The organism is Kitasatospora sp. MAP12-44 (genome assembly GCF_029892095.1).
In the GTDB taxonomy this organism is placed as follows: Bacteria; Actinomycetota; Actinomycetes; order Streptomycetales; family Streptomycetaceae; genus Kitasatospora.
Genome location: NZ_JARZAE010000004.1, coordinates 4,642,664 through 4,660,653 on the forward strand (window position 1 = coordinate 4,642,664; position 17,990 = coordinate 4,660,653).

The window sequence follows — 17,990 nt, forward strand, 5'->3', positions numbered from 1 at the left end:
CACGCAATCGAGAGCACTGCTCTCGATTGAGATCACCCGTACATTCGCCGCATGGTGAAGTCCACCATCTGCTCGACCGCCTTGGCGTCGAACACCATCCGGTGCTCGCCCTCCATGTCCAGCGCGAATCCGTACCCGGTCGGCAGCAGGTCCAGCACCTCGGCCCCGGAGACCGTGAAGTGCTTGGACTCCTTGCCGGCGTAGCGCCGCAGCTCCTTGAGCGAGCTGAACATCGGGATCACCGGCGTCGGGGTGTTGTGCAGGGCGAGGAAGCCGGGCCGCTCGCCGCGCGGGCAGTGCACCTTCGAGGTGATGAAGATCGCCTGGAAGTCCTCCACCGGCATCGAGCCGGTCGTGAACGCGCGCACCGCGTCCGCCAGCGACGGCGGCGAGGGCTCCGGGTAGAGCGACTGGCCGCCCGCCTGCGGCTGCTCGCCGTATCCTCCGACCCCGCCGACCCCGCCGGCGCCCCCCACTCCGCCGGCGCCGCCTGCCTGCCCGTCGTACCCCGGCTGGCCGTACATGCCGTTCATGCCCTGCTGCCCCGCCTGCTGGTAGGGGTCGCCGGGGTAGCCGCCGTTAGCGCCGGGTGCGCTCTGCTCGTAGCCGTACACACGGACAGGCTAGCGGGCCGGGCCGCCCTCGTGGGGCGGCCGATTCGAACAAGGCACTGTGGGATGGGACTGTCGGGACGTGACTACGTTCACGTCGGATTAACGCCGAAGGGGTTGAAGAAGTTACTAACCGGTAGCATCATGGATGTCTACTGGCGGGTAGGGGCGTCCGGGCATCGGAACGGCGCACCCGGAAGCGACGAACCGAAGCGACGAACCGGAGAAACGGCCATGGGTCACTACAAGTCCAACCTGCGGGACGTGGAGTTCAACCTCTTCGAGGTGTTCGGTCGCGACCAGGTGTACGGCACCGGTCCGTTCGCCGACATGGACGTCGACACCGCGAAGAACATCCTCAGCGAGATCTCGCGCCTGGCCGAGAACGACCTGGCGGCGTCCTTCGCCGAGACCGACCGCACCCCGCCGGTCTTCGACCCGGAGACCAACACCGCGCCGATCCCGGCCGCGTTCAAGAAGAGCTACCAGGCCTACATGGACGCCGAGTGGTGGCGCCTGGGCATCCCGGAGGCGATCGGCGGCCAGGTCACCCCGTCCTCGCTGATCTGGGCCTACGCCGAGCAGATCCTGGGCTCCAACCCGGCCATCTGGATGTACTCCTCCGGTCCGGCCTTCGCCGGCGTCGTCTACGACGAGGGCACCGAGGAGCAGGCCAAGGTCGCCAAGCTCATGGTCGACCGCCAGTGGGGCGCCACCATGGTGCTGACCGAGCCCGACGCGGGCTCCGACGTCGGCGCCGGCCGCACCAAGGCGATCAAGCAGGACGACGGCTCCTGGCACATCGAGGGTGTGAAGCGCTTCATCACCTCGGGCGAGCACGACATGTCCGAGAACATCATCCACCTGGTGCTGGCCCGCCCCGAGGGCGGCAAGCTGGGCACCAAGGGCCTGGGCCTCTACATCGTCCCGAAGTTCGACTTCGACTGGGAGACCGGCGAGCTCGGCGAGCGCAACGGTGCCTACGCCACCAACGTCGAGCACAAGATGGGTCTCAAGGCCTCGAACACCTGCGAGATGACCTTCGGCGCCAAGCACCCGGCCAAGGGCTGGCTGGTCGGCGAGACCGTCGACGGCATCCGCCAGATGTTCAAGATCATCGAGTTCGCCCGGATGATGGTCGGCACGAAGGCCATCGCCACCCTCTCCACCGGCTACCTGAACGCGCTGGAGTACGCCAAGGAGCGCGTGCAGGGCGCCGACATCTCCAACTTCATGGACAAGGCCGCCCCCCGCGTCACCATCACCAACCACCCGGACGTCCGCCGCTCGCTGATGACCCAGAAGGCGTACGCCGAGGGCATGCGCGCCCTGGTGCTCTACACCGCCTCGGTCCAGGACGACCTGCTGGCCGCCCGCCTGCGCGGCGAGGAGGACAAGGCCGCCGAGAGCCTGAACGACCTGCTGCTGCCGATCGTCAAGGGCTACGGCTCGGAGAAGTCCTACGAGCAGCTCGCCCAGTCCCTGCAGACCTTCGGCGGCTCCGGCTTCCTGCAGGAGTACCCGATCGAGCAGTACATCCGGGACGCCAAGATCGACACCCTCTACGAGGGCACCACCGCGATCCAGGGCCTGGACTTCTTCTTCCGCAAGATCGTCAAGGACGGCGGCCAGGCGCTGACCGCGGTCTCCGAGCTGATCCAGAAGTTCATCGGCGCCGGTGAGGGCGGCGACGCCCTGGCGGCCGAGCGCGAGCTGCTGGCCAAGGCCGCGGGCGACCTGGAGGCGATCGTCGGCAAGCTGCTCGCCGACCTCTCCTCGGTCGAGCAGGATGTCAAGAACATGTACAAGGTGGGCCTCAACACCACCCGCCTGCTGATGGTCTCCGGCGACGTGGTGATCGGCTGGCTGCTGCTCCGTCAGGCCGTCGTCGCCCAGGCCAAGCTGGAGGCCGGCGCCGCCGCCAAGGACGTCGCCTTCTACCAGGGCAAGATCGCCGCGGCCCGCTTCTTCGCCCGCAACATCCTGCCGACGATCACCCCGCAGCGGCTGATCGCCGAGGGCGTCGACAACGAGATCATGGACCTGGCCGAGGAGGCTTTCTAGCCTGCCGCCAGGCCCGTCGGACCGCCTGACCCACCCTCAAGCCCGGAGGGGGCCCTGCGCACTGCGCTCGGCCCCCTCCGGGCTTTTTCCGGGCAGTTCCACCCCGTCGCGACGGGCGGTCGCGCCGGGTGATCGCAGTGTGACGAGCCTCACGGACGCTTGACTGCTCTGTCGGTGTACGGGCATATGCTCAGGGGTGGGAAGCCCCTCCCCACCGGCTCTCCGCTATCCCTCGACTCAGGAGCAGCATGTCGACCGCCGACCGACCGGTCTACTTCGACCGGACCCATACCGATGACCTGATCGCCTATCTGGCGGCCGCCCCGTCCCCGTACCACGCGGTGGCCGGTGCGGCCGAGCGGCTGGAGAAGGTCGGGTTCCGCCAGGTCGCGGAGACCGACGCGTGGGAGGGCACGGCCGGTGGGCGGTACGTCATCCGGGGCGGTGCGCTGATCGCCTGGTACGTGCCGGAAGGGGCCCGGCCCGAGACGCCGTTCCGGGTGGTCGGTACGCACACCGACTCGCCCAACCTCCGGGTCAAGCCGCTGCCGGACACCGGCTCGGCCGGCTGGCGCCAGGTGGCCGTGGAGATCTACGGCGGTGTGCCGCTGAACACTTGGCTGGACCGGGACCTGGGGCTGTCCGGCCGGCTGGTGCTGCGCGACGGTTCGACCCGGCTGGTTCAGCTGGACGAGGCGCTGCTGCGCGTCCCGCAGTTGGCGATCCACCTCGACCGCCAGGTGAACGACGGGCTGAAGCTGGACAAGCAGCGCCACCTCACGCCGATCTGGGGGGTCGGCGAGGTGGACGAGGGATCGCTCATCTCCTACGTCGCCGAGCGCGCCGCAGTGGACGCTTCCGAGGTGGTCGGCTGGGATCTGATGACCCATGACGTCCAGCCGCCGTCCTACCTCGGCAAGGACCGCGAGCTGCTGGCCGCCCCGCGGCTGGACAACCTGCTCTCGGTGCACGCGGCCACCGCCGCACTCGCCGCGGCGGTGACGACGGCGGGCGACAAGCTGCCGTACATCCCGGTGCTCGCGGCCTTCGACCACGAGGAGACCGGCAGCGAGTCGGACACCGGCGCGCAGGGCCCGCTGCTGGGCAACGTGCTGGACCGCAGTGTCTACGCCCGCGGCGGCACCACCGAGGACCGCGCCCGCGCGCTGGCCGGGACGATCTGCCTCTCCTCGGACATGGGGCACGCCGTGCACCCCAACTACAGCGAGCGCCACGAGCCCGGCCACCAGCCGATGCCCAACGGCGGCCCGATGCTCAAGGTCAACGTCAACAACCGCTACGCGACGGACGGCGTCGGGCGGGCCGTCTTCGCGGCCGCGTGCGACCGGGCCGGCGTGCCGTGGCAGACCTTCGTCTCCAACAACGCGATGCCCTGCGGTACGACCATCGGTCCGATCACCGCCGCTCGCCTGGGCATCACCACGGTGGACTGCGGCATCGCGGCGCTCTCCATGCACTCCTCGCGCGAGCTGTGCGGTGCCGAGGACCCGTACCTGCTGGCCAGCGCGATCAAGGCGTTCCTGGAGGGCTGACCCTCCCTGAGCAGGACCGCGGGGGCCGGGCAGCCAAGCCCGGCCCCCGCTCGCAGCTCTGCTACTCCATGCCGGCCAGTACCAGCGGCAGCCGGGTGGCACCGCCGGCCACCAGCTTCACCGGCACACCCCAGTCCTGCTGGTGCACATGGCAGGCCGGGTACTCGATCTCGGGGTCGTCGTCGCAGGAGGCCGCGATCGCCGAGACGTGCAGCACCCCCTCCGTCACCTCGTCGGAGAGCACCAGCTCGCGCACCAGCGCGGAGTCCGCGCCGGCGCCGGAGACCAGCAGCTCCGGCGGGGTCGAGCTGACCAGCAGCCGGGTCGAGGGGCCGTAGCGCTCGTCCAGCTTCTGCCCGCTCGGCGCCGAGAAGACCACATCCAGGCGCAGTGTCCCGGGGGCCACCTCGGTGGCGGCGCGCTGGGTGCGGTGGGCCACCGACTCGACCCGTACCGCCTCCTCCGGAAGCCGCAGCCGGGTCAGCCGGTGCCGGGCCGACTCCACCACCAGGATGTCGCCGTCCACCAGCACCGCGCCCGAGGGTTCGCGCAGGTCGGTGGCGAGCGTGCTGACCTCGCCGCCGGCCGGGTCGAAGCGGCGCAGCGCGTGGTTGTAGGTGTCGGCGATCGCCACCGATCCGTCCGGCAGCACGGTGACCCCGAGCGGGTGCTGGAGCAGGGCCTGCCCGGCCGCTCCGTCGCGGTGCCCGAAGTCGAACAGCCCGCTGCCCACCGGCGAGCTGACCTCGCCTGTTTCACGTGAAACCGAGCGCAGCGCCGAGGTCTCCGAGTCCGCCACCCAGAGCGTCTCGCCGTCCGCCGAGACCGCGAGGCCGGACGGCTGCGCGAACCACGCCTCGGCCGCCGGCCCGTCCACCAGCCCCTCGTTGGTGGTGCCGGCCGAGACCCCGACGGTGCCGGTCACCGCGTCGTACGCCCAGAGCTGGTGCACGCCGGCCATCGCGATCCACACCTTGCCGTCGAACCACGCGACGTCCCACGGCGAGGAGAGCTCCACCTCGCGGGCCTGGCCCTCGGTGGCCGACCCCTGCCACCACTGCCGGCCCGTCCCGGCCAGCGTGGTGACCGAGCCGTCCGAGAGCCGCACGCCGCGCAGCGCGTGGTTCACGGTGTCGGCCACCACCACGTCGTAGCCGAGGTCGAGGCCGTCCGGGACGAGCGCCAGCCCCTGCGGCTCGCTGAACCGCGCGAGCTCGGCCGGCCCGTCCAGCAGGCCGCGCGTACCGTCGCCGATCCGCCGCAGCACGCGCTCGCCGTCCTCGGCCAGCTCGACGAGCGAGTGGTGCCCGGAGTCCGCGACCAGGAAGGTCCCGCCCGGCAGCCGGACCACCTTGCCCGGGAACTTCAGCTCCCCGGCCTGCGGCTCGGGCGCGACGTACGGACCGTCCCCGCGCCGCAGCGTGCCCTTGGCGTCGTGCTCGGCCTCCAGCTCCTCGACCAGCCGCGCGATCGCGTGCGCATGCCCCTCACCCGCGTGCTGCGCGACCACATACCCCTCGGGGTCGATCACCACCAGCGTCGGCCACGCCCGCACCGCGTACTGCTTCCAGGTGACCAGCTCCGGATCGTCCAGCACCGGATGCGCCACCTCGTACCGTGCCACCGCGTCCACCACGGCCTGATGGTCCGCCTCATGCACGAACTTCGGCGAGTGCACCCCGACGATCACCACGGTGTCGCGGTGCTTCTCCTCCAACTCCCGCAGCTCGTCCAGGACATGAAGGCAGTTGATACAGCAGAAGGTCCAGAAGTCGGCGATGACGATCTTCCCTCGGAAGTCCGCCAGCGACAGATCCTTCCCACCGGTGTTGAGCCAACCACCGGATCCGACCAGTTCAGGAGCGCGAACGCGTGCACGAGAAGCCATGTCCGCATTCAACCCCACTGGCCTGTGGAAGCATTCCGGAGCGACCCTCGCGACTGGACGGTTGCCTTGCGCTATAGGGCGAGGTGCAGGCGAAGTGCGGTGTCCAGCCGGGTGAGCTGATCTCCGGAAACGGTTCCGATCCGGTGCAGCAGGCGCTCGACTGCCACCGCGCGGACCTGCTCTGCCTGGGCCTTGGAGTCGCGCTCCAGACCGCAGGACGCGGCGTCGAGCAGTACTTGGAAAGGGAAGATCCGGTCCGTGTTCGAGGTGATCGGCACGACCGTGAGCACGCCGCGGCCATGCCGGGCGGCTGATTGGTTGGCGGAGTCGTTCGAGACGATGACGGCGGGCCGTGCCTTGTTCGCTTCACTGCCGCGCACCGGGTCGAAGTCGATCAGATAGATGTCACCGCGTCGCATCGGAGAGGCCGTCTCCTGCCGCGCGATCCCAAGTGGCCGCGTCTTCGTGTCGCTCCCAGTCCTGCCATGCCTGCGCGTAGTCGTCTTCCAATTGGGAGGCGCGGAGAAGTTCGATCGCGGCATGTATCACGGCGGATCGCGAGTCGGCGGAGGTCTCGGCCGCGTACTGGTCGAGGAAGGCGACATCACCTTCAGGGAGGCTGACGCTGATCTTCATACCTGCAAGCATAGTCGAGTGCTACCGACGGTGCTACCCATGGTGGGATTAGCGGTGGCACCCTCGTTGAGCCGTCCGTCCGGACCCCTGCGGTGGGGGTGGGCCTGGGGTGGCCTAGGGTTCGGGCCGTGGAGAGTGTTGGGGGAAGTGTGCACGGTGGTCAGGGCGGCGGCAGCGGGGGTTGGGGAGGCGGCCCGGACTGGGCGGCGATGGCCGAGGCCAACGAACGCGAGGTCCGCAGGAGGCGGCTGCTGCGCGTCGGCATCGGTGTGCTGAGCGCTCTCGCGCTGGCCGGCGTCGTGGTCGTCGCCGTGGTGGCGCAGGGCTCCGGGGGGAAGAAGCCGGCGGCACACGGGCTGCCGGTGTCGAACTCCGCAGCGCCGTCCGCAGCGCCGTCCGCGGCGGCCTCCGCGGGTGGCCAGGGTCTGCAGCTCGGCGCGTCCGCCCAGGTCGGCTCCGTCGACGGTCACAGCGGCCCGGCCCTGACCCTGCACGGCCACACCGACGGCTACGCCGAGGCCGAGTCGGGCGCCATTGACACCTCGACGAGCTTCACCGTCTCCGCCGTGGTCAGCAACAGCGCGCCGGTGGATCCCAAGGCGGCCGTCTCCCAGGGCGGCGACGGGTTCTTCTCGCTCTACCTGGGCCGGGAGGACTCGTCGAGCGCTACCCGCAATCGGTGGGTGTTCAAGGTGCAGACCGCCGCGGAGGCCGGCCAGGACGTCATGGCCCTGTCCACCACCCAGGCCGTCGCCGACCGGTGGACGACGCTGACCGGTGTGTACGACGCCAAGGCCGGGACCATCTCGCTGTATGTCGACGGTGCGCCGGCTCAGACGGTCCCGGTGCCGGTGCCGGGCATCCTGGCGAGCAGCGGTCCGATCGAGATCGGCCGGGCGCGGTACAAGTCCCACTGGGTCGACTTCTGGAACGGGTCGATCGCCGATGTCCAGGTGTGGAACCAGCCGCTGAGTCCGGCTCAGGTCGCCCAGGCGGCCACGGCCGATTCGGCGGACGTCCCGGCCCGCGCGACGTGGCTCAGGTCCTGACGCGGCCCGGGGAGTCGGCACCGACACCCTGAGCCGCCCGGCGCTCGGTGCTCGGTGTGCGTCGGTTGCTTGACGCAGAATCTCCCCGACGGGGACCGCACGGCGACGGGAGCGAGTACGTGATCAAGTACAAGGTCAGGGAGCGGATCTTCGGGATCGGCGACGACCACTGGATCGAGGACGAGCACGGCCACAAGGCGTTCCTGGTGGACGGCAAGGTGCTGCGGATCCGGGAGACCTTCGAGCTCAAGGACGACACCGGGCGGGTGGTGGCGGTGATCAAGAAGAAGGCGATCGCCGTCCGCGACACGATGATGATCGAGGACGAGCACGGCGCCGTGGTGGCCACCGTCCGCAAGAAGCTCTTCTCGCCGATCCGGCACAGCTACTACGCCGAGCTGCGGGACGGCGGTGAGCTGGAGGCGCACGGTGATCTGATCGGCAAGGAGTACCGGATCGAGTCCGGCGGCCACAAGATCGCCGAGGTCTCGCGGTCCTGGTTCCGGGTCCGCGACCACTACGGCATCCGGATCGCCGACGGCGCGGACACCGCCCTGCTGCTGTCGGTGGCGGTCTGTATCGAGCAGCTGGTGGCCGAGGACGACTGAGACGGGCGCGACTCTGTGACGCCCGGGTGCGGGTCCGGGCGTCACACGAATCCGAGGGCGACTTCACCACCGGCCGTCGGCACTACGTGCTACGCGACGATGGCGTCCAGAAGCTGAGACCGGCTGACAGAGCGGTTGGCTCCCTGCGGGATCGCCGCGATGACGTCCAGCACGCGGAGCATCCCGGACCCGAGGTCAGGGTGCCAGCCGCTGCCGCGGCACGGCTGGCAATGGCCGGGAGCACAGGCGTCTTCGCAGGATCCGCCGGCGCAGGTCTGGCAGCGTGCCCAGGCGCCAAGGGCATCGTGGGTGAGCGCCAGCGCCAAGGTGTGAGGCCCGGTGCCCCGATACCCCCAGGTGAACTGGGAGCTCCCGGCGGTGATACCGGCGAGAAGCCGGGTACTGCCGTCGGGCTCTTCGACGATGACGGCCTCTGGGGCGCCGTTCGTCAGGAAGTACGTCCGGTCCTGCCGAGTCATCAGCGCCGGGTAGCGGTGACCGTGGGCTGAATCGGACCAGCGGCTGCGCACCAGCGAGGCGACATCGTCGGAGGGACCACTGAACGGGTCGAAAGCCAGACGCTCCGGCGGCGGCCAGGAGCCCCAGAGAAGTCCGGTGGTCCGCCACACGTCTTCGGTGTCGAGGCTGCCCAGATCCAGGGCTGTGACGAGATCCCGGCGCTGCCGGCGCAGGTGCAGCAGATGTGACCTCAGATCAGGCGCGGAGTCGGGAGCGGCAACCAGCTGGAACGGGTACGGCTCGGCGCTCCCAGCTGGGATCGCGCTCAGTACGTGCATGGGCGTGCGGCACCACGGGGCTGCGGCCCAGTCAGCCAAGCGCTCGTAGAAGCCGGCGACCGAGGTGGGGGCTGCGGGACTGGATGGGCTATCCGCTGCTGGAGGCATTGTCCGCAGGAATCGGTACCCGAGAGCGAGGGAGGAGATGTCTGCTGCGGCCAGGAGTTCTTCGGGGACACTCTCGGATTCGGCCAGTTCGAGCGCCTGGCGCCAGCGAACGGCTGCGGTGAAGAACCGCACGTCGTCGGTTACCTCGGAGGCGATGGTGGCCTCCGGATCGGCGGCAGTATGGATCAGCGCGCAGACCAGCCCGCCTTCTCCGGTCGGGCGCCGCATGAACGCCCAGTTCTGGAGCATCGTGCTGTGCGGCGCCAGGTGCGGGTACTCGGACGCGAAGGGCTTGGTCCGGCGGACCTTCTCGGCGGTGCGGGCGATGGCCAGGGATGGCTGCCCGTGGCCGCCGATCACCCCATGAGGTTCGCGCAGCGCCCACTCGACGACGGCCCGCCGTTCCGTTGCCCGGAATGCTGCATCCCCTGAACCAGGATGGAGTTCGTCTTCCAGCAGAGCGGTCAGGAGTTCGAGGTTCGCGGGTTGGAGGGCTTCCAGGAGGTCCACTCGGCGGGCGCTGTCGGCGATTGTGCGGTGGCTTCCGTGATCCTTCCCATCCAGGAGGGAGGACCGCGATTCACGGAGGGCGTTGCAGGCCGCTTCGCGGGCGATGGTGTCGTCCTGCCGGATCGCGTGCGTGGCTGCCGAGACGAGCGCCTGGAGAGAAGCCAGGGCGATGTCGTCGTAACCGTTGCGGTAGGCGGAGGCGGCGATTTGGTGAAGCGACTTGTGAAGGGCCTCCAGCTCCAGTGCGTAGGGGCTCGCCGCCGCGCGGCGGGGTCCGAAGCGGCCTGGGATGAAGGACTCGCCGACCGGTCGGAGTTGGCGGCACAACAGGTCTTCCAGCGTGTCCACCACGAACGTGGGCTCGGGTGGGCGAACTCCTTCGTCCATGAGATCCGTGACCATGCCGGCGAGGTGCAGGCAACCGTCACCGAAGTCCTTCGCAGCGGCGAGGGCGCGAAAGGAGTCATCACGGGCTCCGAGCGTCGGGCCCAGGAGGCCGCGGATCAGATCGCAGCCGGAGTGGAAGACGGTGTACGGACTGACCTTGCCCCGCTCCGGATGGAACCGCGTGATGGCGAATGCGGTCGGATCGTCGGCTTTCGGGGCCGTGGTGGGCGAGGGCCGCCACTCGGCGAGGCTGAGGGGCGGGCCACTGCGGGATGTTGCTCGGACGATGTCGACGGTCAAGGTACGGGCTGCCTCGATCAACCGCAGCCGGGTGCGGTTCGTCTCGGGAAGGCCGTCCCCGATGGATCTGAGGTTGCCGATGACGGATGCCAGAGTGTCCCTTCCACCCTGGTGGGGCACCGATCGGGCGACGGAGACCAGTACGGTGATGAGATCATCGTCCGCCGGGGCCTCGGACTGCTGTGCCCGGGCGACGAGTTGGTCAGCATGGCGCCGTACATGCGACTGAAGCGTGAGGTCGTCCAGCCGCGCCGCTGCGACCAGCACGTCCCTGGCCGCACGGTAGGCCTGCGCGCAGTCGTCGGGATTTCCGTCAGCCTGACCCAGGATGAGGTGAACGCGCTGCATGGCGGCCTGGCATGCAGCGGCCGCCGCCCTACTGTTGCGATCGACGGACGGCTGCGAAGCGTGGAGGCGACGCAAGGCACTGGCCACGGGCGCGTTGAGTAGCCACCTGGTCTCCAGGCGACTCGCGCACAGTGCAACGGCGGGGACCACGGAGAAGACCACGGGAGCGAGCGCTGCGAGTGTGACGAGAGTGAGCGCACGTGAGGGTGCTGCCGCGGCCAGGAACGGGAAGACGACGCTGCCGGCGAAGAGGAACCCGTAAGCGGCTGCGCCGACGTCCAAGGTGGCCATGGCCAGGCGCGCCGTGAAGCGGTTGTGCAGCTGAAGCCAGAGAAAGGCGAACGTCACCACAAGCACCAGCAGGGTCGCCAGCGCCCCGCCCGCGCTGGTGCAGAGGGATGCCCAGGAGGACGGGTCGTCGGCCAGGCCCGGCCAGTTCAGCACCAGCAAGACCGCCCCGCACGACAGGGCCGCCCACGTCACCACGATCAACCGGTTGCGCCCCATCACGGCCCCTGTCTGTCGAGCACACCGTAGCCGGTATGTCCGACAACGAACCGAGGGATGAGGGGCGATTGGTCGGCCCCGGGTGCGGCTCTATCCGGCGGCGAGTCGTGCGGTCAGATGCTGGTGGGCGGCGGGCCACTCGTCGGCGAGCATCGAGAAGTAGACGCTGTCCCGCCAGCTGCCGTCCGGGCGGCGGCGGTCGCGGCGGTGGGTGCCTTCGTACTGGGCGCCGAGGCGGCGGATGGCGGCCTGCGAGCGCTCGTTGCGGTGGTCGGTCTTCCACATCACCCGGCCCATGCCGAGCTCCTCGAAGGCATGGGTGAGCAGCAGCAGCTTGGCCTCGGTGTTGACGGCGGTGCGCCAGACCTCGGGGCTGTACCAGGTGTAGCCGATCTCCAGCCACTCGTTGGCGGTGTTGATCGCCAGGTAGCTGGTCCAGCCGACGGCGCGGCCGGTGTCGAGCCGGACGACGGCGAAGGGCAGGCTCTCGGCGCCCTCGACCTCGGCCAGCAGGTCGTCCAGCAGCTCCCCGAGCTGCTGCTCGGTCCGCGGCGGTACGACGGGGACCCAGCGCCAGACCTCCTCCTGGTTGCCGCCCGCCTCGAAGAGGTCGGCCAGGTGGGCACGGGAGAGCGGCTCGAGGCGGACGTGCCGGCCGGTCAGGGTGACGGGGACAGGTTGCTTAGCGGTCATGCCCCGAACGTATCCGAGGATTGAACTAGGAGCAATATATTTCTGCCTTAGTGCAAAGCGAGAAGGGGTGGACGGCAAAGAGGGCCCCGCCGATGGCGGGGCCCTCTTGCGTGCTGGTCAGGCTCAGATGGTCAGGCTCAGACGAAGGAGTTGATCTGGATCGTCTCGTAGCGGCCCGGGCCGACGCCGATCGCGGAGATCGGGGCGCCCGACATCTCCTCCAGCGCCTTCACGTACGCCTGGGCGTTCTTCGGCAGGTCGCTGAAGCTCTGCGCCTTGCTGAGGTCCTCGGTCCAGCCGGGGAACATCTCGTAGATCGGCTTCGCGTGGTGGAAGTCCGACTGGTTGTACGGGAGCTCCTCGACGCGCTTGCCGTCGATCTCGTACGCGACGCAGACCGGGATCTGCTCCCAGCCGGTCAGCACGTCCAGCTTGGTGAGGAAGAAGTCGGTCAGGCCGTTGACCCGGGTCGCGTAGCGCGCGATCACCGCGTCGAACCAGCCGCAGCGGCGGTCGCGGCCGGTGGTGACACCGCGCTCGCCGCCGATCCGGCGCAGCGCCTCGCCGTCGGCGTCCAGCAGCTCGGTCGGGAACGGGCCCGAGCCGACGCGGGTGGTGTAGGCCTTGAGGATGCCGATGACCCGGTCGATCTTCGTCGGGCCGATGCCGGCGCCGGTGCAGGCACCGCCGGCCGTCGGGTTGGACGAGGTCACGAAGGGGTACGTGCCGTGGTCGACGTCCAGCAGGGTGCCCTGGCCGCCCTCCAGCAGGACCACCTTGTTCGCCTTCAGCGCCTCGTCCAGGACGAGGGTGGTGTCGGCGAGGTAGGGGCGCAGCTTGTCGGCGTAGCCGAGGTACTCCTGCACGACCAGCTCGGCCGGGATGGCGCGCCGGTTGTAGAGCTTGACCAGCAGCTGGTTCTTGTCGTGCAGCGCGGCCTCGACCTTCTGCTGCAGGATCGACTCGTCGAAGATGTCCTGCACCCGGATGCCGACGCGGTTGATCTTGTCCGCGTAGGTCGGGCCGATGCCGCGGCCGGTGGTGCCGATCTTGCGCTTGCCGAGGAAGCGCTCGACCACCTTGTCCAGCGTGCGGTGGTACGGGGTGATCAGGTGGGCGTTGCCGGAGATCAGCAGCTTCGAGGTGTCGATGCCGCGCTCGTCCAGGCCCGCCAGCTCGGAGAGCAGCACGCCCGGGTCGATCACGACGCCGTTGCCGATCACCGGCGTCACGTTCGGGCTGAGGATGCCGGAAGGGAGCAGGTGGAGGGCGTACTTCTGGTCCCCGATGACCACCGTGTGACCGGCGTTGTTGCCACCCTGGTAGCGGACGACGTAGTCGACGGAGCCGCCGAGCAGGTCGGTCGCCTTCCCCTTGCCCTCGTCTCCCCACTGAGCGCCAACGAGCACGAGTGCCGGCACAGGCGTACACCCCTTCCGGTTGGGGCATCCTGCGTAGGCCGCAGTCTGCCCCGAGATAGACGAAGCCCCTGGCGCAATAGCGCAAGGGGCTCTTGCACCGAGAGATTACCTGAGGAAGGACCGGTCGTGTCGTCCCAGTCCACGTCCGTACCCCCGCCGTCCGACGCCCCGCAGCCATCGGAGAGCTGCCCGCTGCTGCTTCTGCTGGACCCGGTCGCGCGTGAGGCGGACGGGGAGGCGGTCCGGATCGCCCGGGATGTGCTGGCGGGGGGTGCGGACGTCAAGGTGGTGCTGCCGGAGAACTCGGCCGAACTGGACCGGGTGCTCTCGCATCGCGGCCGCCGCCGTCCGGTGGTGATCGGTTCCGACCTGACGCTGCAACGAGTGGTGCAGGCCCTGCACAGGCAGCGCGAGTTGACCGCCGGGCCGCTGGGCCTGGTCCCGGTCGGGCGGGCCCCGGCGGTGTCGCTGGCCCGCTCGCTGGGGGTGCCCACCGAGCCGGTTGCGGCGGCCCGGGCGGTCCTCAACGGGCAGCCGCGCGAGCTGGGCCTGCTGGTGGACGACGAGGACGGGGTGGTGCTGGGCGAGGTCCGGATCCCCGGGCGCGGGCAGAGCCATCCGGGCGGGTGGCGTTCGCTATGGGCGAAATTGGTTGCGGCCGAGCAGGTGGAGTCAGAGCCCGCCCGGCTGCGGGTGGAGGCGGACGGGCGTCCGTTCTTCGGATACGACCGTCCGATCCGGCTGGTCGCGCTGCGGCTGCCGGTCGGCTCGGCGGTGGCCGAGCTGGTGGTCCGGCCGTCCGGCCCGGGCGGGGCGCTGCTGCGGGTGCGGGCCTCCAGCGTGACGGTGGCGGGCCGGACCTTCGGCTACGAGGCGGACGGCTGCCCGGTCGGCCCGGTCCGCTCGCGCACCTGGTCGGCCCGGCCGCAGGCCTGGGGGCTGCTGCTGCCCGCGGGGTGAGCAGCGTCACGCGGGGCCCGGCAATCGCCGGGCCCCGCCTGGCAAAAGGGCGTGGTAAGGGGTTTTATCTACGCGCGTTGCCAGCAAAAACGCCAAGAGTGAGCCGCTCCCGCGTTCGGGAAGCCTGTGCCAACTGCCCTAGACTCGAAGATGTGCCTCGTGGTGACGGAAGACTCAACCACGACCTTCTTCCCGGTGAGAAAGGCCCCCAGGACGCTTGCGGCGTCTTCGGTGTCTGGGCTCCCGGCGAGGAGGTCGCCAAGCTCTCGTACTTCGGCCTCTATGCCCTGCAGCACCGCGGACAGGAATCCGCGGGAATCGCAGTGAGCAATGGGTCCCAGATTCTCGTCTTCAAGGACATGGGACTTGTCTCCCAGGTCTTCGACGAAGCGGCTCTGGGGTCCTTGCACGGGCATATCGCCGTCGGACATGCCCGCTACTCGACCACCGGTTCCTCGGTCTGGGAGAACGCCCAGCCGACCTTCCGGGCGACCGCTCACGGTTCGCTGGCCCTTGGCCACAACGGAAACCTGGTCAACACCGCCGAACTCGCGGAAATGGTCGCCGAACTCCCCGGTGCCGAGCATGTCTCGCGCTCCGGTCGGACCGCGGCGACCAATGACACCGATCTGGTGACCGCGCTGCTCGCCGGCTATCCCGATCTCTCCATCGAGGAGACCGCCCGGCAGATCCTGCCGAAGGTCAAGGGCGCCTTCTCACTCGTCTTCATGGACGAGCACACCCTCTACGCGGCCCGTGACCCGCAGGGCATCCGCCCGCTGGTCCTCGGCCGGCTGGAGCGCGGCTGGGTGGTCGCCTCCGAGACGGCGGCCCTGGACATCTGCGGCGCCAGCTTCATCCGCGAGGTGGAGCCGGGCGAGCTGATCGCCATCGACGAGAACGGCATGCGGACCTCCCGCTTCGCCGAGGCCGCGCCCAAGGGCTGCGTCTTCGAATACGTCTACCTGGCCCGCCCGGACACCACCATCGCCGGCCGCAACGTGCACCTGTCGCGCGTCGAGATGGGCCGCCGGCTGGCCGCCGAGGCCCCGGTCGAGGCGGACATGGTGATAGCCACGCCCGAGTCCGGGACCCCCGCCGCGATCGGCTACGCCGAGGCCAGCGGCATCCCGTACGGCTCGGGTCTGGTGAAGAACGCCTACGTCGGGCGGACCTTCATCCAGCCCAGCCAGACGATCCGCCAGCTCGGCATCCGGCTCAAGCTCAACCCGCTCAAGGAAGTCATCGCGGGCAAGCGCCTGGTGGTCGTGGACGACTCGATCGTCCGCGGCAACACCCAGCGCGCGCTGGTCCGGATGCTCCGCGAGGCGGGCGCCGCCGAGGTGCACATCCGGATCTCCTCGCCGCCGGTGAAGTGGCCGTGCTTCTTCGGCATCGACTTCGCCACCCGCGCCGAGCTGATCGCCAACGGGATGTCGGTCGAGGAGATCGGCCGCACCCTGGGCGCCGACTCGCTGGCCTACATCTCGCTCGAGGGCATGATCGAGGCCACCACGCAGCCCAAGGACAACCTGTGCCGGGCCTGCTTCGACGGGGTCTACCCGATGGAGCTGCCGGACCCGGCGCTGCTGGGCAAGCTCCTGCTGGAGGCCGAGATCGCGGGCAGCCAGCAGAAGCCCGCCGTCCGCGGCAAGCCGACCGGCTCGGACCTCGACGGGGTGCAGTCGCTGCTCGGCGGCCACGGCGCGTCCGACGCGCTGCGCCGGCCGTAGTCCGTCCCGTAGTTCCTCCCGCCGCGGGCCCCATGGGGCCCGCGGCGGACACCCCCTAGACCCGAGAGGGCCTGAAAGCCGTGACCAGCAACGATTCCGGTGCCACCTATGCCGCCGCGGGCGTCGACATCGAGGCGGGTGACCGCGCCGTCGAACTCATGAAGCAGTGGGTGAAGAAGACCAACCGCCCCGAGGTGGTCGGTGGCCTCGGCGGCTTCGCCGGCCTCTTCGACATCTCCGCCCTCAAGCGCTACGAGCGGCCGCTGCTGGCCTCGGCGACCGACGGGGTGGGCACCAAGGTCGCGCTGGCCGCCGCCATGGACAAGCACGACACCATCGGCCACGACCTGGTCGGCATGGTCGTCGACGACCTGGTGGTCTGCGGCGCCGAGCCGCTCTTCATGACCGACTACATCTGCGTCGGCAAGGTCCACCCCGAGCGGGTCGCCCAGATCGTCAAGGGCATCGCCGAGGGCTGCGTGCTGGCCGGCTGCGCGCTGGTCGGCGGCGAGACCGCCGAGCACCCGGGCCTGCTGGGCCCCGACGAGTACGACGTCGCGGGCGCCGGCACCGGCGTGGTCGAGGCCGACGCGCTGCTCGGCGCCGACCGGGTCCGCGCGGGCGACGTGGTGATCGCGATGGCCGCCTCCGGCCTGCACTCCAACGGCTACTCGCTGGTGCGCCACGTGCTGCTGAACCAGGCCGGCTGGAAGCTCGACCGCGAGGTGGCCGAGTTCGGCCGCACGCTGGGCGAGGAGCTGCTGGAGCCGACCCGGATCTACTCGCTGGACTGCCTGGCGCTCACCCGGGCCACCGAGATCCACGCGTTCTCGCATGTCACCGGCGGTGGCCTGGCCGCCAACCTGGCGCGGGTCATCCCGCAGGGCCTGCACGCCCGCCTGGACCGCGGCACCTGGACCCCGCTGCCGGTCTTCCAGACCGTGGCCGAGGTCGGCGCGATGCAGACCCTGGAGATCGAGAAGACCCTCAACATGGGCATCGGCATGGTCGCCGTCGTCCCGCCGGAGTCGGTGGACGTGGTGCTGGCGATCCTGGAGGACCGCGGCGTCGAGTCCTGGCTGCTGGGCGACATCGTCTCGCACCAGGACGGCGCCTACGAGGGTGGCGCGGCGCTCTACGGCGACTACGCCGGCTGATCGCGGAGACGACGGTACGGCGGTGGGGGCTCCTGCGGGAGCCCCCACCGCCGTTTCCGGCCGAGGTCCGGTCGAGCCGCGCGCGGGTACGCCGAAGACCGGCCCGGCACCACAGGGGCAACCGGACCGGTCAGGGCATACCGCTACGCGCGGCGGCGGGCTTGGTGTTGACCTGCGCCCGCCTCCTCGTCGTCTTCGTCCTCGTCGGCGTAGTAATCCGCGTACGCCGCGTAGGGATCGTCCTCGTCCTCTTCGTCCTCAACCGGCTCAGGGTTGATCGAAGGAACGGGTGAAACGCCCAGCTCGCTGGACAGACGGTTAGCGTCGAAGCCGCCGCTGTTGTACTTCAGCTCGCGGGCAACCTTCGTCTGCTTGGCCTTGGCCCGGCCGCGCCCCATGGGTCGACCCCCTCAACGGTGGGGCTCACGGCCCCGAGTCTGACACGTGTTCATGATCAGGAGCGGCTTGCCCGAAGTGGGATAGCCGTCCCTTGGAGCATTAACGGTACCTGTTTCCGCCGTCGGACGGTACGTCGCCGGTGTGACGTGGCGCGCACTGCCAGTCCGCGGAACGGAGTATCTCCAGGTCACGCGGGGGTTTCCGGGCATTCACAGGGTGTCCGGAAGGTGTCCGGGACCGTCGTTCTCCGACCGATTATCC

The 17,990-nt window shown here is 69.9% G+C and carries 15 protein-coding genes; 7 read left to right on the forward strand and 8 right to left on the reverse strand.

Annotation, left to right across the window (positions count from 1 at the left end):
* Positions 1–32: 32 nt before the first annotated feature.
* On the reverse strand, positions 33–524 hold the full coding sequence (locus P3T34_RS21690; RefSeq protein ID WP_280672276.1) for an SseB family protein: 492 nt from the start codon (positions 522–524) through the stop codon (positions 33–35).
* A gap of 321 nt (positions 525–845) precedes the next feature.
* Here P3T34_RS21690 and P3T34_RS21695 point away from each other — a divergent pair, with 321 nt between their 5' ends.
* Positions 846–2,675 (forward strand): acyl-CoA dehydrogenase, encoded by a 1,830-nt coding sequence (locus tag P3T34_RS21695; protein ID WP_280667704.1) that lies wholly within the window; start codon positions 846–848, stop codon positions 2,673–2,675.
* Positions 2,676–2,923: 248 nt separating this feature from the next.
* Positions 2,924–4,228 (forward strand): M18 family aminopeptidase, encoded by a 1,305-nt coding sequence (locus P3T34_RS21700; RefSeq protein WP_280667705.1) that lies wholly within the window; start codon positions 2,924–2,926, stop codon positions 4,226–4,228.
* Positions 4,229–4,289: 61 nt separating this feature from the next.
* Here the strand turns inward: P3T34_RS21700 and P3T34_RS21705 are convergent, their stop codons facing one another.
* From P3T34_RS21705 to P3T34_RS21715, 3 genes are all read right to left on the reverse strand, one after another.
* Positions 4,290–6,116 carry an NHL domain-containing thioredoxin family protein gene (locus P3T34_RS21705; RefSeq protein WP_280667706.1) on the reverse strand — a complete coding sequence of 609 codons (1,827 nt, stop codon included), beginning with the start codon at positions 6,114–6,116 and terminating at the stop codon, positions 4,290–4,292.
* Positions 6,117–6,187: 71 nt separating this feature from the next.
* Entirely contained in the window at positions 6,188–6,535 is a 348-nt protein-coding gene (locus tag P3T34_RS21710) for a type II toxin-antitoxin system PemK/MazF family toxin (protein WP_280667707.1), read from the reverse strand.
* Positions 6,522–6,752 (reverse strand): ribbon-helix-helix domain-containing protein, encoded by a 231-nt coding sequence (locus P3T34_RS21715; RefSeq protein ID WP_280667708.1) that lies wholly within the window; start codon positions 6,750–6,752, stop codon positions 6,522–6,524. Before P3T34_RS21715 ends, P3T34_RS21710 begins: the two co-directional genes overlap by 14 nt.
* A gap of 128 nt (positions 6,753–6,880) precedes the next feature.
* Here P3T34_RS21715 and P3T34_RS21720 point away from each other — a divergent pair, with 128 nt between their 5' ends.
* Both P3T34_RS21720 and P3T34_RS21725 read left to right on the forward strand, forming a co-directional pair.
* Positions 6,881–7,801 (forward strand): LamG domain-containing protein, encoded by a 921-nt coding sequence (locus tag P3T34_RS21720; protein WP_280667709.1) that lies wholly within the window; start codon positions 6,881–6,883, stop codon positions 7,799–7,801.
* A 122-nt stretch (positions 7,802–7,923) separates the two neighbouring features.
* Positions 7,924–8,409: an LURP-one-related family protein gene (locus P3T34_RS21725; RefSeq protein ID WP_280672278.1), complete on the forward strand. Its 486-nt coding sequence runs from the start codon at positions 7,924–7,926 to the stop codon at positions 8,407–8,409.
* 89 nt (positions 8,410–8,498) lie between these two features.
* Here P3T34_RS21725 and P3T34_RS21730 read toward each other — a convergent pair whose 3' ends face one another.
* The 3 genes from P3T34_RS21730 to P3T34_RS21740 form a co-directional block, all read right to left on the reverse strand.
* Entirely contained in the window at positions 8,499–11,369 is a 2,871-nt protein-coding gene (locus tag P3T34_RS21730) for a hypothetical protein (RefSeq protein ID WP_280667710.1), read from the reverse strand.
* Positions 11,370–11,456: 87 nt separating this feature from the next.
* Positions 11,457–12,059 carry a GNAT family protein gene (locus tag P3T34_RS21735; protein WP_280667711.1) on the reverse strand — a complete coding sequence of 201 codons (603 nt, stop codon included), beginning with the start codon at positions 12,057–12,059 and terminating at the stop codon, positions 11,457–11,459.
* A gap of 137 nt (positions 12,060–12,196) precedes the next feature.
* A complete protein-coding gene (locus P3T34_RS21740; protein ID WP_280667712.1) occupies positions 12,197–13,480 on the reverse strand; it encodes an adenylosuccinate synthase in 1,284 nt (427 codons plus the stop codon).
* Positions 13,481–13,606: 126 nt separating this feature from the next.
* Here P3T34_RS21740 and P3T34_RS21745 point away from each other — a divergent pair, with 126 nt between their 5' ends.
* The 3 genes from P3T34_RS21745 to purM all read left to right on the forward strand — a co-directional run bounded on the left by P3T34_RS21745 (position 13,607) and on the right by purM (position 17,330).
* A complete protein-coding gene (locus P3T34_RS21745) occupies positions 13,607–14,440 on the forward strand; it encodes a diacylglycerol kinase family protein (RefSeq protein WP_280667713.1) in 834 nt (277 codons plus the stop codon).
* A 152-nt stretch (positions 14,441–14,592) separates the two neighbouring features.
* A complete protein-coding gene (purF, locus tag P3T34_RS21750; RefSeq protein WP_280667714.1) occupies positions 14,593–16,173 on the forward strand; it encodes an amidophosphoribosyltransferase in 1,581 nt (526 codons plus the stop codon).
* 80 nt (positions 16,174–16,253) lie between these two features.
* Positions 16,254–17,330: a phosphoribosylformylglycinamidine cyclo-ligase gene (gene purM / locus P3T34_RS21755; protein WP_280667715.1), complete on the forward strand. Its 1,077-nt coding sequence runs from the start codon at positions 16,254–16,256 to the stop codon at positions 17,328–17,330.
* Between the two features lie 143 nt (positions 17,331–17,473).
* Here purM and P3T34_RS21760 read toward each other — a convergent pair whose 3' ends face one another.
* Positions 17,474–17,728, reverse strand: a complete 255-nt coding sequence (locus tag P3T34_RS21760) for a DUF3073 domain-containing protein (RefSeq protein ID WP_280667716.1) — start codon at positions 17,726–17,728, stop codon at positions 17,474–17,476.
* Between the last annotated feature and the right edge of the window lie 262 nt (positions 17,729–17,990).

What these genes read in the sequence shown, in the direction of transcription:
- P3T34_RS21690 (WP_280672276.1), bottom strand. Translation starts at nt 524, where the DNA reads ATGTACGGCCAGCCGGGGTACGACGGGCAGGCAGGCGGCGCCGGCGGA.
- P3T34_RS21695 (WP_280667704.1), top strand. Translation starts at nt 846, where the DNA reads ATGGGTCACTACAAGTCCAACCTGCGGGACGTGGAGTTCAACCTCTTC.
- P3T34_RS21700 (WP_280667705.1), top strand. Translation starts at nt 2,924, where the DNA reads ATGTCGACCGCCGACCGACCGGTCTACTTCGACCGGACCCATACCGAT.
- P3T34_RS21705 (WP_280667706.1), bottom strand. Translation starts at nt 6,116, where the DNA reads ATGGCTTCTCGTGCACGCGTTCGCGCTCCTGAACTGGTCGGATCCGGT.
- P3T34_RS21710 (WP_280667707.1), bottom strand. Translation starts at nt 6,535, where the DNA reads ATGCGACGCGGTGACATCTATCTGATCGACTTCGACCCGGTGCGCGGC.
- P3T34_RS21715 (WP_280667708.1), bottom strand. Translation starts at nt 6,752, where the DNA reads ATGAAGATCAGCGTCAGCCTCCCTGAAGGTGATGTCGCCTTCCTCGAC.
- P3T34_RS21735 (WP_280667711.1), bottom strand. Translation starts at nt 12,059, where the DNA reads ATGACCGCTAAGCAACCTGTCCCCGTCACCCTGACCGGCCGGCACGTC.
- P3T34_RS21760 (WP_280667716.1), bottom strand. Translation starts at nt 17,728, where the DNA reads ATGGGGCGCGGCCGGGCCAAGGCCAAGCAGACGAAGGTTGCCCGCGAG.